This window comes from Sinorhizobium fredii NGR234 (genome assembly GCF_000018545.1).
GTDB classification, from domain to species: domain Bacteria; phylum Pseudomonadota; class Alphaproteobacteria; order Rhizobiales; family Rhizobiaceae; genus Sinorhizobium; species Sinorhizobium fredii_A.
Map to the genome: position 1 here is coordinate 489405 of NC_000914.2, position 15636 is coordinate 505040.

General features: G+C 59.0%; 15 protein-coding genes and 9 pseudogenes. 16 read left to right on the forward strand and 8 right to left on the reverse strand.

The window, feature by feature from the left end; translation table 11 throughout:
• Nucleotides 1–94: 94 nt before the first annotated feature.
• The 4 genes and pseudogenes from NGR_RS31935 to NGR_RS31945 all read left to right on the forward strand — a co-directional run.
• A complete protein-coding gene (locus NGR_RS31935; protein WP_010875393.1) occupies nt 95–760 on the forward strand; it encodes a DUF433 domain-containing protein in 666 nt (221 codons plus the stop codon).
• The gene (locus NGR_RS31940; protein ID WP_010875394.1) at nt 757–1068 is read left to right on the forward strand and encodes a DUF5615 family PIN-like protein; all 312 of its coding nucleotides are present in this window, start codon (nt 757–759) and stop codon (nt 1066–1068) included. The genes NGR_RS31935 and NGR_RS31940 overlap by 4 nt, the downstream gene beginning before the upstream one ends.
• Nucleotides 1038–1169 carry a hypothetical protein gene (locus NGR_RS33615; protein WP_282096857.1) on the forward strand — a complete coding sequence of 44 codons (132 nt, stop codon included), beginning with the start codon at nt 1038–1040 and terminating at the stop codon, nt 1167–1169. The genes NGR_RS31940 and NGR_RS33615 overlap by 31 nt, the downstream gene beginning before the upstream one ends.
• A gap of 225 nt (nt 1170–1394) precedes the next feature.
• Nucleotides 1395–1703 (forward strand): annotated as a pseudogene (locus NGR_RS31945) (transposase); the annotation flags it as partial.
• A gap of 88 nt (nt 1704–1791) precedes the next feature.
• On the opposite strand, the pseudogene NGR_RS31950 reads toward NGR_RS31945, so the two are convergent.
• The 4 genes and pseudogenes from NGR_RS31950 to NGR_RS31965 all read right to left on the reverse strand — a co-directional run bounded on the left by NGR_RS31950 (nt 1792) and on the right by NGR_RS31965 (nt 5329).
• Nucleotides 1792–3423 (reverse strand): annotated as a pseudogene (locus NGR_RS31950) (thiamine pyrophosphate-binding protein).
• Nucleotides 3424–3499: 76 nt separating this feature from the next.
• The gene (locus NGR_RS31955; protein ID WP_010875395.1) at nt 3500–4246 is read right to left on the reverse strand and encodes an SDR family NAD(P)-dependent oxidoreductase; all 747 of its coding nucleotides are present in this window, start codon (nt 4244–4246) and stop codon (nt 3500–3502) included.
• 25 nt (nt 4247–4271) lie between these two features.
• Nucleotides 4272–5009: an SDR family oxidoreductase gene (locus tag NGR_RS31960; protein ID WP_165447178.1), complete on the reverse strand. Its 738-nt coding sequence runs from the start codon at nt 5007–5009 to the stop codon at nt 4272–4274.
• 26 nt (nt 5010–5035) lie between these two features.
• Complete coding sequence (locus NGR_RS31965) at nt 5036–5329, reverse strand: aminotransferase class I/II-fold pyridoxal phosphate-dependent enzyme (protein WP_240545253.1); 294 nt, start codon at nt 5327–5329, stop codon at nt 5036–5038.
• Between the two features lie 138 nt (nt 5330–5467).
• Here NGR_RS31965 and NGR_RS33740 point away from each other — a divergent pair, with 138 nt between their 5' ends.
• The 9 genes and pseudogenes from NGR_RS33740 to NGR_RS33945 all read left to right on the forward strand — a co-directional run.
• Nucleotides 5468–5779, forward strand: a complete 312-nt coding sequence (locus NGR_RS33740; RefSeq protein ID WP_010875397.1) for a UPF0149 family protein — start codon at nt 5468–5470, stop codon at nt 5777–5779.
• Nucleotides 5706–6056, forward strand: coding sequence for a UPF0149 family protein (locus tag NGR_RS31975; protein WP_348774949.1), 351 nt, complete (start codon nt 5706–5708; stop codon nt 6054–6056). The genes NGR_RS33740 and NGR_RS31975 overlap by 74 nt, the downstream gene beginning before the upstream one ends.
• Nucleotides 6057–6499: 443 nt before the next feature.
• Complete coding sequence (gene nolL, locus NGR_RS31980) at nt 6500–7600, forward strand: nodulation factor fucose acetyltransferase NolL (RefSeq protein ID WP_010875398.1); 1101 nt, start codon at nt 6500–6502, stop codon at nt 7598–7600.
• Nucleotides 7601–7670: 70 nt separating this feature from the next.
• Nucleotides 7671–7853, forward strand: a pseudogene (locus NGR_RS33620) (tyrosine-type recombinase/integrase); the annotation flags it as partial.
• Nucleotides 7854–8032: 179 nt separating this feature from the next.
• Nucleotides 8033–8350 (forward strand): tyrosine-type recombinase/integrase, encoded by a 318-nt coding sequence (locus tag NGR_RS33625; RefSeq protein WP_193377916.1) that lies wholly within the window; start codon nt 8033–8035, stop codon nt 8348–8350.
• Nucleotides 8351–8504: 154 nt separating this feature from the next.
• Nucleotides 8505–8705 carry a tyrosine-type recombinase/integrase gene (locus NGR_RS31995; protein ID WP_097588089.1) on the forward strand — a complete coding sequence of 67 codons (201 nt, stop codon included), beginning with the start codon at nt 8505–8507 and terminating at the stop codon, nt 8703–8705.
• 228 nt (nt 8706–8933) lie between these two features.
• Nucleotides 8934–9713: pseudogene (locus NGR_RS32000) on the forward strand (tyrosine-type recombinase/integrase); the annotation flags it as partial.
• 10 nt (nt 9714–9723) lie between these two features.
• A pseudogene (locus NGR_RS32685) lies at nt 9724–10120 on the forward strand (IS91 family transposase); the annotation flags it as partial.
• Nucleotides 10115–10261, forward strand: a pseudogene (locus NGR_RS33945) (IS66 family transposase); the annotation flags it as partial. The pseudogenes NGR_RS32685 and NGR_RS33945, both read left to right, overlap by 6 nt.
• 143 nt (nt 10262–10404) lie before the next feature.
• On the opposite strand, the gene NGR_RS32010 reads toward NGR_RS33945, so the two are convergent.
• Together NGR_RS32010 and NGR_RS32015 are read right to left on the reverse strand one after the other, a co-directional pair.
• Nucleotides 10405–11481, reverse strand: a complete 1077-nt coding sequence (locus NGR_RS32010; RefSeq protein ID WP_010875400.1) for a hypothetical protein — start codon at nt 11479–11481, stop codon at nt 10405–10407.
• Nucleotides 11482–11514: 33 nt separating this feature from the next.
• Nucleotides 11515–12642 carry a glycerophosphodiester phosphodiesterase family protein gene (locus NGR_RS32015; RefSeq protein ID WP_010875401.1) on the reverse strand — a complete coding sequence of 376 codons (1128 nt, stop codon included), beginning with the start codon at nt 12640–12642 and terminating at the stop codon, nt 11515–11517.
• 777 nt (nt 12643–13419) lie between these two features.
• On the opposite strand from NGR_RS32015, the gene NGR_RS32020 reads away from it, so the two are divergent.
• The 3 genes and pseudogenes from NGR_RS32020 (at nt 13420) to NGR_RS32025 (ending at nt 15388) form a co-directional block, all read left to right on the forward strand.
• Nucleotides 13420–13608, forward strand: coding sequence for a LuxR family transcriptional regulator (locus tag NGR_RS32020; protein ID WP_240545255.1), 189 nt, complete (start codon nt 13420–13422; stop codon nt 13606–13608).
• Between the two features lie 57 nt (nt 13609–13665).
• A pseudogene (locus NGR_RS33515) lies at nt 13666–14108 on the forward strand (integrase); the annotation flags it as partial.
• A 356-nt stretch (nt 14109–14464) separates the two neighbouring features.
• The gene (locus tag NGR_RS32025; RefSeq protein WP_010875402.1) at nt 14465–15388 is read left to right on the forward strand and encodes an ArdC family protein; all 924 of its coding nucleotides are present in this window, start codon (nt 14465–14467) and stop codon (nt 15386–15388) included.
• Between the two features lie 13 nt (nt 15389–15401).
• Here the strand turns inward: NGR_RS32025 and NGR_RS33520 are convergent.
• Together NGR_RS33520 and NGR_RS33525 are read right to left on the reverse strand one after the other, a co-directional pair.
• Nucleotides 15402–15530 (reverse strand): annotated as a pseudogene (locus tag NGR_RS33520) (MerR family transcriptional regulator); the annotation flags it as partial.
• A pseudogene (locus NGR_RS33525) lies at nt 15524–15631 on the reverse strand (mercuric transporter MerT family protein); the annotation flags it as partial. The pseudogenes NGR_RS33520 and NGR_RS33525, both read right to left, overlap by 7 nt.
• Nucleotides 15632–15636 lie beyond the last annotated feature (5 nt).

The window sequence follows — 15636 nt, forward strand, 5'->3', positions numbered from 1 at the left end:
CGCGCCCCACCATCAGGCGATGCCTACCCATTCGTCTTCAAGACCTTGATATGACCACCTGCACATTATATATTCCGACGGATCGGAGCATTATATGGAGGCCCACATGCCCGCAGTTGCGGAAATGCTGAAGGCGAGCGAGGCTGCCGTCGTCTCGCGCGTGAGCCTACGCGACGTCAATCGCGTCATCGATGAGCATATTCTGCCAGAAGCCTTCGTGTCGCTTGACAACGGTCGCCATGTCCTGGCCGGGGCCTGCTCCCTCATCGCCTTCTATTTCGAGAGCGCCCGCCGTCTCACCTCGGAAGAGCGGCTGTTTGCCATCCGGATAGCAGAGGGTCGACTGGCAAGAGCGCGTACGCTCCCTTGGTCCGCCCTGTTGCGCGAGGACTGGACCGTGCACCACGAGTTTCTGACGATCGATCTTATGCCCTTTATGAGAGGTGCGAGCGAACGACTGGACGACCTTGCCGCAGCACGAGAGATCGTCACATCCTCGCCCGACATCCTTGGCGGTACGCCTGTCGTCCGGGGCACCCGCGTTCCGGTCTATGATGTTGCCGCATCCGTAGCTGCCGGTCATTCGGTGGAGCGCATGCTGGAGGCCTGGCCTAGCCTGGACGCGGAAAAGATAAGGCTTGCCTCAATCTACGCGGAAGCGAACCCCTTGCGCGGCCGGCGCCGCGTCTTCGGCGACCTTCCCGAAGGCTCGGTCATCGTCTCAGATCGTCGCGTCGCCCGTCGCAGGAAGACGGGATGAAGTTTCTCATCGATGAGTGTCTCAGTCCTGAACTGGCAAAAATGGCTATCGAAAAAGGCCACGGCGAAACAAGCCATGTCGTCTGGATGAAACTGGGCGGCCTGAAGGACTGGGAGCTTAAACCAATCATCCTTGAGGGCGACTGGACGTTTGTCACGAAGAATTCGGTCGATTTCCGGGGACCAAAAGACAAGCCGGGCACCAAGGGGCAATATGCCGACGTCGCCATCCATGCCGGGCTGATCTGCCTTAACGGCCACCCGGCATGGACCTCGACATGCAGATCGAGCTGTTTGAGCAGGCGTTGATCGAACTCGACAATGACGACAATCTCGTCAATCGGGTCCTGGAGATCTCACTCGAAGACGAAGACCTTCGCGTGCTTCGGTACGCTCTCCTGAAAGAATAATCAAAAAGGCTCGGGGGGAAATGAAGGGTCAGCTAACCGATCCTTCAGCACGGCGATTCGCACTGTTTCGTTCGGAGCAACGATAGGTTCATTGCGCGGAACACTGTAGTCACGGGTACGAACACCGCGGTAGTGTGCCGAAGGTTCTGCAAATTCTCTGCGAGGGGCGGTCATGGCAGGCTGGTGATGTCGAAGTCACCTGATTCACTCACGAGGAACGCTACCATGACCAAGATTGAAGGTAAGACCGCCAGCACTCCGGTCAAAGACATTCTGCTTTCGAACCCGGATGGGCTGCGCGAGGTAGTCCGCGCGGTCATGCAGGAGGTGCTCGAAGCGGAGATGGACGAGGCCCTGGGGGCGGGGAAAGGCGAGCGCACGCCAGAGCGGCTCGGCTACCGCTCCGGCTACTACGGTCGGACGCTGATGACGCGGGTCGGCAAACTGGAACTGCGGTTGCCGCAGGATCGCTCCGGGCATTTCTCCACTGAGCTGTTCGAACGCTACCAGCGTTCGGAGCGGGCGCTGGTAGCGCATCCTGGATCGCTTTCGCGCAATGCTAGACGAAGTGGAGGAGTAACGCCGCCGCCCTTGCTGATATCTCCCCGACGCGATTGCCTATTCACGGATCTGCGTCAGGGTTGGGCGTCAGCGCTTCCGGATCGATGCGGATCTCGATTAGCGCCGGCTTGCCCGAGGCTTCCGAGCGGCGAAAGGCGTCGACGAAATCTTCGGTCGCCTTCACAGTCTCGCTGTGCAACCCGTAGGAGCGGGCAAGATCGGCGAAGTCGGGATTGCGGGCCGCGTTCCGCAAACGCGGCCCCGATAGCTCCGCTCCTGGTGCATGCGGATTGTGCCGTACATGCCATTATTGATGACGAGGAAGATGACGCGAACGTCGTATTGCATGGCCGTCGCCAGCTCCTGTCCGTTCATTAGGAAGCAGCCGTCGCCGGCAAAGGCCACGACCGTCCTCGCCGGCGCGGTAATTTTGGCCGCAATCGCGGCCGGCACGCCGTAGCCCATGGAGCCGTTGGTAGGGCCGAGCTGGGTGCGGAACGTGCGGTACTGGTAGAAGCGATGCGCCCAGGCAGTGTAATTCCCGGCTCCCATGGTCAGAATGGCATCGTCAGGCAGATGAGCACGCAGCCATGCCATCACCTCGCCCATTTGGACGGGGCCGGGCACCTGCGGTTTCTTCAGATAGTCGGCATCGGCAGCCTTCGTCCAATCACCCCAGACTGGCGCAACAGCCGGTTCGAGCCCGGTCGCCTGCGACAGGAAGCCCACGGCGCTGGCATTGATCGGCAGGGTCGCGTGATAAACGCGGCCCAACTCTTCTGCGCCCGGGTGAATATGGACCAGGGTCTGCTTCCGCACCGGGATATCAATGAGCGAATAGGCGCCGGTCGTCATTTCGCCGAGACGGGCGCCAATTGCGATCAGCAGGTCGCAGTCCTTCATGTGTCGAATCAGTTTCGGCCCGGCCGCAATGCCGAGGTCACCGGCATAATTAGCATGTATATTGTTGAAATAGTCCTGACAGCGGAACGAGGCAGCAACCGGCAGTGAGAAACCTTCCGAGAAGGAACGCAGGTCGGCGACAGCCTGCTGCGTCCAGCCGCCACCACCGGCGACGACCAACGGATGCTTGGCTTTCGCTAGCAGTTCGGTCAGCTCATCGAGTTGCGGCTGACCGGCATAGGTCTCGACGCGCTTGTAAGCGGGTGTATCGGCGACCGTCACGCGATTCGTCAACATGTCCTCCGGCAGCGCGATGACGACGGGTCCCGGCCGGCCATTGGCGGGCGCGATGGAACGCCTGGCTGACGAGTTCCGGGGTGCGAGCAGCATCCTCGATCTCCACTACCCATTTTGCCATCTGGCCGAACATCCGGCGATAGTCGATCTCCTGAAAGGCCTCGCGCTCCGTCTGTTCACGCGCCACCTGGCTGATGAAGAGGAGCATCGGCGTTGAATCCTGGAAGGCGGTATGCACACCAACGGAAGCATTGGTGGCGCCGGGCCCACGGGTGACGAAGCAGATGCCTGGCTTGCCGGTGAGTTTGCCATAGGCCGCCCCGCCCTCCTGCCGGCAAATGACGAACTCGATCGCACGCTCGGCATCGTGGAAGGCGTCAAGCGCCGCCAGGTAGCCCTCGCCGGGCACGCCGAAGACGCGTTCCACACCGTGGATCCTGAGGGCGTGGACAAGGATCAGGCCCCCGCTTCGCTCCTGTAAGCCGTTTCCCATCGTCTCCGCCTTCACTTTCTTGCTATCTAGATTCCTATGGGGTCGCGCCAGAAGGCCAGGCGCGACCCGAACGCCATCAGGCGTAGATGTAACCACCCAAGACGATCACTTGTTCACCGGTCATGTATGTATTCTTCGGGCCCGCGACCATCACTACGAATTCTGCAATTTCTGCTGGTTCGGCAGCCCGGCCCAACGGATTGGCCGCGGCAAGCTCGCCGAGGAAGCCAAGAGATTTGGCTTTTTCGGTCGCCATGCCCGCCGGCGCGACGGAGTTGATCAGAACCTGATCCTTGGCGAACGCATGCGCAAAGGACCGGGTCAAGCTGACGACCGCGGCCTTGGTCGCGGCGTAGTGTGCGTTCTGCGGGTGCGCCTTGAAAGCGTCGACAGAGGTAATGTTGACGATGCGTCCGGAAACTTCGCCCTCGGCCTTGTGGCCCTGCATGTGCTTCACCGCCGCCACCATCATGTGATAGGTGCCCTTGATGTTGATAGCATTTTCAGCGTCCCACATATCGTCGGTGATTTCGAGCAGCGGTGCGCGCGGATAGATCGCTGCGCAAATTGACGAGCGGATGCGCCCTGCGGTCTTGACCGCAGCGTCGAAGGAAGCGTGCGCGCCTTCTGCCCGTGCGATGTCGCGGACGACCGTGAAAATCTCGGTGCCTTTTCCGGCCAGCTCTCCCTTCGCTGCATCAAGACGCTCCTGATTGATGTCGATGACGACGATCTTCGACACGCCGTCACGGACCATGAGCTTTGCCGTTTCGAGGCCGAAGCCGCTCGCACCACCGACGACGGCGATGTTCATACCCTGCATGATCTTTTCCTTCCAAGGTTCGCAGTTAACGAGAAAGTTTGGACATCTGGGCGCCGCCGACTACTTGGCCCGTCGGCATCACTTCCAGGCGGGTTACGTCGACGAAGTCCGGCAACTCCAGCGCCGTACGCAGCAGTCGCGCCATGTGTTCGGGCTGGATCGCCTCATTGTCGTCGTAGAGCTTCTTCTTTGCGCCCTCTTTGCCGAGCGCTGTCCGATAGAGGTTCGTCTCAACGCGGCCGGGAAAAAGCTCCGTCACCCTGATCGGTAGACCGATCAGATCGCAGCGCAGTGCAGATGAAAACAGGCTGACGGCCGCCTTCGTCGCGCCGTAAACGGAAGAGTTGGGATGAGGGGCAAGGCCGCCGCTTGAACCGGTGAAAAAGATATGGCCGCGGCGACGTTCGATCATCTGCTTCAGGACATGCCGCGTCAGCTTGAAGACCGACCGAATGTTGATGTCGATCATTGCGTCAATATCGTCTTCAGACAGGTCGACGAGGCTTGCCGAGGCGGTGAGTAATCCGGCGTTGTTCACCAGCACGTCGATCTTTTCCCCCGCGATTTTCCCATAGACTTCGGAAACGTCAGAGAGATCGAACACGACGGGCACGATGCCCGCGGTCGAGTGAAGCTCGTCAAGCGCAGCACGGTCCCTGCCAAGAGCAAGGACCCTGAGCCCGGCCGAGGCAAGCTCAAGCGCGATTGCCTTCCCAATACCGCTCGAGGCCCCTGTGACAAGGGCAACTTCGTATCTGTTCATCGGATGCAATCCTTAGTCCTCGAGTGCTATTTGCTAAGCGACGCAACCAGCTTGGCGAGACGTTCACACGCGCTTTCGAGTTCCGCGTCCGAAGCGGCAATCGACAGGCGGATGAACGAAGGCGAGCCGAAGGCAGCACCCGGAACGCTGGACAGACCGAATTCGTTGAGGAGATAGGCTGCGATAGCTGTATCATCAGCGAGAACGGTTCCGTCCGGGGTCTTGCGACCAATGAGATTGCCAACGCCGATGAAGGCGTAGAAGGCACCGTCCGGAGGGGTGAATTGGAGTTCGGGGATCTTCGCCAATCCTCTCGCCATGTTCATAGATTTCGTCGGAGATGACCAGGACGACCATCAGCTGCACGAGCTGCTCGCCTGGAACTGGAAGGCGGCCCGCGAGCGCATCGCACAGACCGCCGCATAAGCCGACATCGCCATTCATCAGCATCGTCGTCGATGGCGGCCGCCGCGATGCCGCTTGAGGAACTCGAGCGATGGCTGCAGGCTCGCGTTGATCGGCAGCCTATCGCCACCAGTCTCGCCATGCTCGACGGCTACGTTGCCGCGATCGTGGCCGGACCGGTGTCGATGAGTCCGCTCGACTGGATCTGCCCGCTGCTCGCCATCGATGCCGATGCTTTCAACCACGGCGATACCCCGGAGTTCGCAGCGATCTTCGCCGTCGCGCTGCGCCATAACGACATCAGCAACGTCTTACGACCGCGCCCGACCAGTTCGAGCCGATGCACCGGCGCAAACCCATGGTGATGTTGATCCGTGCCCCTGGTGTCAGGGATTCTACGCCGCGACGCGGCTCAGGTTGCCGGCGTGGGCGCCGTTGCTGGACGCTGGTAACGTCAATCACAGCCTGCTTCTGCCCATCCTGCTGCACTGTCGCGACGATCGGGGCCGTCCGCTGCCCGAACCGCCACGAAGGGGCTCCGAGACCGGGGACTTTCTCCGTAACGCCTACGCCTTTATTCCAGCGGCCGTCGACGCCATGCGCCAATACTGGATGCCGATCCGCTACGCACGCGCCCGCTGATCACCGGAGACGTGGGAGCTCATACCGGGTTACATTTTGAACGATCTTTTGTGCCGGAACAGTTGCGGCCAAGCGCGTCTTCACGGCGGACTCGTTGGCGGTTAGAAAGTCCGATATCAATCCATCATGTAAATGCGGTTCATCCAAACAATTGATTGCACCAATTTTGAAAGAGCGGATAAGAAAGCGGATTGGAAGAGCCGGCCTGTAAGGTCACTTCATTGAGGGCAGTTAGTAGACCATCCAAGAAGCAATCTAAGTTGAGCCGAAGGCCTAATCTAAACAAGATTGATTATCTGGTGGATCTGCAGGGAGCCAAGTCAGATGTCATCGCCGGTGGCAGACGGACGTTGAGCAGCAACTGATTTTCTCCTGTCCCAAGTCTCCCGATCGTCTATTCGAGAATGCATAACCGTCGCTGGATGAAAATTTAGGAGCTGGTCATGGGGTACGCCGCAGTCCCCCCTGTGGAGCGCGGTTCGTGCTCCGCAGGGGCGAACAATCGCGATATAACCTTTGATTTTGTCAAAGGCATTCTCATAATTTTGGTAGTATTGGGTCATCTATTACAATTGGTGATCTATCGAAACACAGATAACTTTTGGTTGTCGCCGTATTTTAAGGCGATCTATATGTTTCACATGCCCCTCTTTATGGCCATAAGTGGATATCTTGCTTCTGGAACAATTCTGCGAACATCGTTTTGTCGCGCCGTCGGTGATCGTGCGGTTCAATTACTGATTCCAATGCTGTTTTGGTGCGCACTTATTGAAACAGCCAAGCTAGCCGCGTTTTTTCACTTCAGCGGCGTGACTGCCGGACTTCTGGACTTTTCACGTGAATTGGTTGGCACATATTGGTTCTTGTGGGCAGTACTTGCTTCTTTCCTTCTCACAAAGCTCTTTGCGGCTTTCAACCTTTTATCGAAATGGATCCTGTGCGCGTCTGCAATTGTGATCGCACTTATGCCTATCACATTATCGATAGTACCATTGCTGAGATATACCTATCCGTTCTTCTGTTTGGGGTTCTTGTTTGCCCAGACGATCGAGGAGCAGGCGAACACCATGCTACGTCACAAATCTCTTTTGATGTTCTCATGCTGGGCAGTGGCTTGCCTGTGCTTTCTTGATTGGGGGAGGGACACTTACGCTTACAACAATCTTGTTTTAGTTCATGATGCACAATCGGCTAAACAGGTCTTGCTGATGTTCACCGGGTCTGCAGCCGCTGCAGCAGTGGCGGCGCAATCTTTGTTTCACTGTTGGAGGGTTCTATGCTCGACTCGATTAGCTCGCCTTGTTGCGGTGGAGCTTGGTCAAAGTACTTTGCTGCTTTACTTAGTTCAGGGCGCCGTCTTTCGCTTAACGGACTTGATACAATTCGGAGAACTTTGGGACGGCAAGACCAGAATTGTCGTTGCAAGTGCGATTGGAGCGGCGATTTTTGGCGCCGCGACGGCAGTTCTCTGGATTGTGAACGACCTTGGATACGTGTCACGGATAATCGTCGGAGCGCCGCGACGTCTCAAGAGATCATCATGATGCAGGCGATCTTTGACGCGCCGTATGCGCGGACCTGGGCGGGTGAGCGGGACGCGCGCTGTTCAGCATGATGTATAACACCGGCGCCCGCGTGTCTGAAGCCATCGGTCTGCGCGTCGGCGAGGTCGTCGTCGATGGCTCGGCGGTCGCGCACCTGCATGGCAAGGGGCGCAAAGACCGCAGCGTGCCGCTCTGGCGTACGACCGCCAACCTGATCCGGAACTGGAAACGCCGGTTGGACTGCGCGGGCGAGGAGAACTTCCTGTTTCCGAACCGGGGCGGAGGGCGCATGGCACGTTCGGACGTCACCCAGCGCCTTGAACTTGCGGTCTCGGCCGCTGCGGAACGTTACCCGCAACTCGCGCGTCGCTCGATTTCGCCTCACACCAACCGCCTGTTCTTCGGCACGGGGGCCCACCTGCGCGGGGAACGCTGCACTCCGTTCGCCAAGTCTACAATCGCAGTGTTGAGAAACTCGCTGAACGAGCCGCAGCGCGGAGACCAGAGTATCCTGTTTCCCAGTGCCAGAGGCCGAGGCACACAATGGCCATGGACCTCCTGCAGGCGGGCGTAGACCGGGCCGTAATCGCCTTGTGCCTCGGCCATGAATCCGTCGAGACCACACAGATTTATCTCGAGGCGACATTGGCGATGAAGGAGGCAGCCTTGGCAAAGACCTCCCCATATTCCGGCAAGTCATCCCGCTTTCGACCCGATGACAATTTGTTGGGGTTCTTGAACAGCCTGTGAACCGGGTTGACTATGTCGGGTGCCCTGAGCGGCTCTGTAGGAAATATCCTTATCCCTCAGAGATTTACCGTTGCGAACAAAGCTACCCGACATAGTCCGGCAGGGTAGATAGTGGCGCCTATGTCGACAGAAACATAGGCGTCACACGCTGGCCATGACGCTTCTGCAATCCGGTGTGGACCTGCTGACCATCCAGGCCTGGCTAGGCCACGCGCAGGTGGCCACGACGCATCGCTACGCGGCAGCCGACGTCGAGATGATGCGGCGCGGCTTGGACAAGGCGGGCGTTGCCGGCAGCCAGCCGGCTCGGTTCCAGCCGAAGGATGCCTTGCTGCGATTGCTGGAGGCCATCTGAGACGGAACTATTATGTGGCGGCCGAGCGGGCACCCGGCCGGGAAACGCAGCAACTGCGAGCGACGCCGCCACATAATCTCATCCGACACATATATAGGGTTGGACTAACCCGCTCCGCTACCGCGGAGCGGCAAGGAGGTCATGTATTCAGTAGGAGCCCCAACTGCGAGAGGATGAGACGGCTGTTTGGCAGCCTATCCCATCAGACAGAGGAGCTCATCATGACCCCGACACTTCGGCAAGGCGCCGGACTTGCTCGGCCGCGAGGATATTCGGACCTATCAGGTCTATCTGGCCAACGAGAAGAAGTTGGCGCCCGGCTCGATCCACATCGCCCTTTCGGCGTTGCGCTTTTTCTTCAACGTCACGCTCGAGAGGGACTGGGCGCCTGAAGAGGTATTGCCGCTTCCGAAGAAACCGCAAAAGCTGCCGATCATCCTCAGTCCCGATGAAGTACAGCACTTTCTTGGCTGCGTGGCCGATGTCAAACACCACGCCATCCTGACGACGTGCTATGCCGCCGGCCTGCGCATTTCGGAAGCGGTGCAGCTGAAGCCTACGGATATCGACAGCCAGAGAATGGTTGTGCGTGTCGAGCATGGTAAAGGCCAAAAGGACCGCTATGTGATGCTGTCGCCCAAGCTCCTCGAGATCCTTCGCGACTATTGGAGGATGTGGCGGCCAGAGGCGTGGCTCTTCCCTGGAGATCGCGCCGGTCACCCAATTACTCGGTATGCAGTTGGGCAAGCCTGCGTGAAGCCACACGATCTCTCCCGCTTGTCGAAACCGGTGACACCGCACAGCTTGCGGCATGCCTTCGTCGTCCATCTCCTGGAGGCCGGCGCCGACGTGCGCACCATTCAGCCGCTGCTCGGTCACCGCAGCCTCGCAACCACCGCCCACTACCTGCGCATCGCCACCAACAAGGTCTGCGCTACGGAAAGCCCCTTCGAGCTTTTGCCACGTCCAGCGCCCACCCCGCCGCCCTCCAAGCCTCAGTACTTCTGAACTCGCGCCCATGCCCCGTTCGAGGCCGGAAGTGGCGGATATATTCCGTCGCTATGGCGAGTCCTATCGTGCCCAGCACACGTCGCTGTCGACCGCTCAGCGTCGCGTCATGACGGCGATCGAGTTGTGCCCCACCGCCGCGCTCGGCGGGCACGTCGAAGCGTGCGATCAATGCGGGCTACCGGCGCATCGCCTTCAACCGCTGCCGTGACAGGCATTGTCCCCGCTGCCAATCGCTCGCCCGTGCGCAATGGCTGGAGGATCGCCGCGCCGAGTTGCTCGACACACAGTACTTTCATGTCGTCTTCACACTGCCGGAGGCCATCGCCGCGATCGCCTACCAGAACAAGGCGCTCGTCTACGGCCTGCTCTTTCGCGCCACCGCCGAAACGCTGCGCACTGTCGCGGAAGGCTCGAAGGTCGCAACAGCGACGGTCGAGCGGATGGCGAAGCTCTGGCAGGTTGAGGAGACCATCCGCAGCCAATGCCCTGAGGCCCGTGTCGCGGTGCGTCAGCAAACCTCCGCGGCGCTCGTCAGCGAGCTCTTCTGATTAGCATTGGTCGAAGCATCCGGCGGGCAAAGCCGGAGTCGCGGCCTGGCCCGAGTTTGCTGGTCATCGGATCGACCTCCTTGCCTTGAAAATCTTTTCAATCGTCGTTGAGGCAAGGCCAAAGTTTTGCTTGCCACGACCTAACGATTGGTATTGGTGCTGATCCTATGCTGAGCGACAGAGTTAATGTTCGGTGGCGGATTGCCGGGACTACCTGTACCGCAGGGAGTACTAATTCGACCGGAAAGGTACTGGCCGCTGTTGCAGGGAAGCATGTCCACGTCGAGAAAATAACTTCCCCTCAGCGAATTCTGGTAAGCTATAACTTCCTTCATCGACAAGGGCGCTGAGAATATTGTCGCTCCCTCAAAGCCGGGCAATGCCTCTATTGGCTCGCTCGTCGGCGGGGTTTGTCCGGGCGCACCAGCAGCGCCAATAAGCCATGGCCCGACGGATCCGAAAGTGACGGACTGCGGCCGGTTGGTCGGCGTACCGGTGTCGAAGGGAAAATGCGGGAAGCCACCGTCAAGCACGGCCTCATCCCACTGGTAAGCGGTAAACGCCAGAAAATAGGTGTACGGCGCGAAACGGTCGATGCGAACCTTGCCGTCTGGAGTGAAGGTGTAATAGATCCACTCGGTTCCGGAGAAGTCGCCTGTTGGTCCCAGAAGATTCATATCCCACGGCTTCTGCCAATATGCGGTTTGCGCCTTGTTGCCTTGAAGCAAGCTTTTGGCAAAAGACCACTTTTGCCCACTTGAGCTGGGCTTGGCGCCTAAAGCGAATGACAAGTAAGCGTCGTTGGAATTGGAACTTAATAGCGAGAGTGTGCTACCGCCATTGGAAACCGTATTATCGCGGGTCTTTTCGACCAAAAGGACAGTGAACCCCATGGCCGGGCTGATCGAGGCGATCTCTCTTGTCTCGATTGAAGAGCGACGCGGGAGGTTAAATGAAGTCTTATTCGTATAAAAGTCAAATTCCTGCTTTGTAGTATCAGGCACCGTATAATCCTCATTCGCAGCAGAGTCGTGTATATACAGCTTCGGATAATCGCCAAAAACAGGCACTACCTTGGGGGTGAGTGTCTGAGACACTTTTGCCGAGGCGCTTTTAAGGCAGTCAGTCTGATTGGCGCATGCGGCAGCTTGGCTTGCGCCAGCACCAAGACACGCTATTACAGAGAGTGGTAGAGAGATTGTCTTTCCAGTTATCATTGGAAGATTCCACTCTAAGCGGTAGGTCTTACCTTAGCGGCTCAGTTTGCTGGTGTTGCGGCGCCCCAACTGGCGCAGCATGTCGGCAACCACGTCGGGCCAGTCAGTGGTGATCAGATTCGTACGATTGACGATCGCCATTTCCGGTTCGCCGCGATAGTCCGGCACTATACCTCCGTGAGCGACGGATCTGGGATCGGTGTTATGCTCAAAACAACATTTTCCCGCGCTGTTGGCGACGCCCTCCGGATAATAATTACTTTCATGATAGGTGGCGAAGCCCTGCTTTTGATCGACATAGTCGAGATACGCCTGAAGACCGTCACCCTTGTAGAATTGGTTCATTTCAAACTGGACGGGGAACGGCGCCACATTCCACTGATCGTAAATTGTATCTTCGTGAGGATCATAGTTGGAATCCTTAACGTTCTGATCGTCCGGATTTTCAACTACGATCAACCCGCCCATGACGTTGGGATCGTAGGTGGTCCGATTCAGAAACGTACCAATATCCACCGCATCCTTAGCCTTCAGCTTAAACACCACAGCCTTGCTGAGCTTTGGGTTCTTTTTGGCCGCGAGAATATCAAGGCAACGCTGCGTGAGCTCGATGGGATCAGTGGGATCCTGATCGTCAACCGCCCCTTTCACATCGATGATCATCACATAACCATGCCCATCATCTGTGACGTACTGCGCGAGCAGATCAAGCGCCGCGGAAAACGTCATGAACTTGGCGTTGCGTCCTCGCGAGTCCTTGAACACGCGCCCATGACGGTCGCGTAGATCGGCTTGCTGTACTTGCGAGTAGTTCTGATCGTACAAGAAGCCGGTTCCAGTGGACTCGCGCTCCATCCTGTAATCGTGAGATAGAATGACTTCCTTATCGGCGGTAAAGCGGGCATCGACCTCCACGGCCTCAATCTGTGAATTCCAGGCGTCCTGCAAGGCGTAGGCTGAGTTCTCGGGATATACCTCCCAAGATCCGCGGTGCGCAGATAGTAGAACCAAGTCCTGGTCAGGTTTTGGCACTCTAAACATGTTTCTCGTGATGGCGCCGACCAGATATGGTGACGGGTTCACTGGAAGCACCGCCTCTGCCCTGACATTTGACGAACAACATAAGGCAAATATTGACGTAGAAATCAGCGCTACTCGCATGATCAATCCCCGATGAAAACAACGTGACACGCCTGTTCATGACGCCATACTAAGCGCTAATCACCCACGGCCGGCTAATCCACCGAAGATCTGCCGCTGCCGTCTGCTTTAAACGAAATCCTCGCAGCAAGTTCCGTGCCGAATTGGCGCGCCCCTTACGCCGCACCATTTGTCGGCGCCGCGGTCCGGAACTAACGAAATCCTGGCCGGCCACCAACATTCTTGTCCGGCTTAGGACAAACGGTTCGAACAATCTGTTGCAACGAAGATTAATTTGCGCAATGTAATTAAGTGGCAAAGGGGCCCACGCAAGAGGTGTGCATCTTCAAACTTGGGAGAAGCTCATGAAACTGTCACTCGTCCTTGCATTCCGCAGCCATCGCGATTGCTGCGACATTTTCGGCGAGAGCCGGCGCGCTGACCATCAACAGTGCTCAAGGCGGCGGACGCGCGCGCTGTGGCAGCCGGCGCTGCGTATGGCTTTAAACTACCCTGCGCAGGCAGAGGGGATCCTCTCATGGAAAGGTCGGCTTCCTCCCGGAAGCCGCTTTCCTGCTGCTGAGGTCCGAACTCGAACTGAACTCCACGTGGACTAAGTGGCGGAGGGTGGTCTCGCCGGATAGGGGAGGCATTGGGCTTCACTGCGCTCGCCATCCCTCATCAAGAAGTCGGTAGGAGTATATGGCCGCCTGTAAGCCATCCTTTCGCCGGCGATGCTCTTGGTTTCCGAGACCGATGGTCCGTAGTGCATAATCTGGCGGTTGGATTTGGGAAACCATGCTCTCACCCATCGAAAAATCTTGCCTTCGATGGGTGTCCGAAGGTAGATCTGTCGCCGAGATCGCGCTGATTCAGGGAAAACGTATCCCTGAAGTCGAACAAAGCCTTGCTCGTGCGCTTGAGGCGCTTGGAGCAAAATCGATAGAGGAAGCGCTCAGAAAGGCCAATATCTCTATATCCAAATAAGATCTCACCTCGAGTGGAGGTGATTGTCTTTCCATCACGGAGGATGGCATGATCCTGCGCCAGGTCGGCGCGACGCAGCCCGTACCCGCGGCAACGCGCATAAGCGAAGACGCTTGACGGCATATCGGCAGAACTCGGCCCGCTTCCGGCGATGATTGCGGACCGTGCCCGGCTCCGCACAATGCTCGCGAGCCTCGAGCGAACATTGCATGTCGGGTGCTGGCCGGCTGCTTCTTCGATCCCGGCACTGCCGCCTGCCTGAAGCAGGCAACTGATGCCAAAGGCCCGCTGACAGTGTTTTGCCAGCCGACCCTGGTCCTGATGCCTGCATCACCGCAAGACATCGGCCCGCCTGGGCCCGTTCAGCGCAAGAAGCCAGGAGCCTGTTGAACGAGAATCGACTCGTCCATCTTCAGCGCAGTATCCTCCAGCAGGACCTCGAGCGAATGATGGTGGTCCTGATCAACATAGACGAGGTTCGGACTGAGTCTGGCTCCTGATGCTGAGCGGGCCGTGGCAGGCTTCGATCGCCGAGCGGGATGCCGTCATCGAAGGGGCTGCGGAAGGAGCTGGCCCGATCTGTTGACGCCAGGGTTGTCGCCTTGAAGTGCTCGCGGCGAGACGACGCCGGCTGAGAGAGCCGCGCATCATCTAACCGCTCTGTTCCGCGCGCGCCGATCATGATCTGCGCCTCCTTTAGCTCGCCCGTCGAGGCAGGGCTCGGGTGTGGCAGACGCTGCCAGCCCATCAACCCTGTTCCGCACCAGCACCGAGAACAGGGTGTGACGGGCCGGCCTCCCGCGTCTGCCCCTGGCGCCTCGCCCTCGACGGAGAGGGCGAGCTTAAGGAGGCAGCAATGACCACAGATCGCACCCCCCAGACCCCGACCGATATCTACGAGCGGGTCACCAGCCAGATCATCGCCGCCATCGAGGCGGGCGCCAGCGACTACCGGATGCCCTGGCATCACGACGGATCGGCCATCACCACGCCCGTCAACGTCGCCTCAAGCAAGGCTTATCGCGGCGTCAACATCCTCTCGCTCTGGGCTGCGGCGCACGCTGAAGGCTATGCCGCCGGCATCTGGGGCACCTACCGCCAATGGCAGGCGCTCGACGCTCAGGTTCGCAAGGGCGAGCGCGGTCACTTGGTCGTGTTCTGGAAGACGACCGATCGTGACGCGGCGGACGCCCAACACGGCGACGAGGATCGTCACGAGCCCGCCCGGCGTCTGTTCGCCCGCGGCTACACCGTATTCAACTGCGCCCAGGTCGACGGCTACACGCCGCCCGAGATGCCGGTGCTGCCCGAGGCCGAGCGGATCGAGCGGGCCGAACGGTTCTGCGCTTCCCTCGGCATCGACATCCGCCACGGCGGTTCGCAGGCCTATTACCGTCCGTCTACCGATCATGTGCAGATGCCGGAGTTCGCCTGCTTCCGCGACGCGGTCGCCTACTACGCCGTATTGCTCCATGAATGTGGCCACGCTTCCGGCGCCAAGCATCGCCTCGACCGCGATCTTTCCGGACGCTTCGGCTCGGCCGCATACGCTATGGAGGAATGCACGGTCGAGTTGTTGAGCGCGATGATCTGCGCCGATCTCAACCTCAGCGTCGAGGCGAGACCCGACCACGCCCGGTACATCGCCTCCTGGCTCGAGGCGCTGCGCTCCGACCAGCGCGCCATCTTCACTGCGGCGAGCAAGGCGCAGCAGATCGCCGACTGGATGCACGCGCAACAGAGCGACGCTCAGAGGAACGAGGTCCGGGGCGCTGCATAGGCGCCCCCAGCGATCAGTTGACAGTTCGCTCCTGGAGCAACGTTTCGATCAACGGACACTCCGGGAGCGTGCCGTCGCCGCATTGGGCAACGACGGATTTGAGAACGCGCTCCATGCGCCTCAGGTCGGCGATTCGCCGCCGATGCCAAGGCTGAACAGGACAAGGGGAATGATGCAACAGGACGAGGCGGCGAGCGCGCCGAGAATGCCACCGGCTGCGACCAGGCGCTGTCGTCCGAGCATGAAGC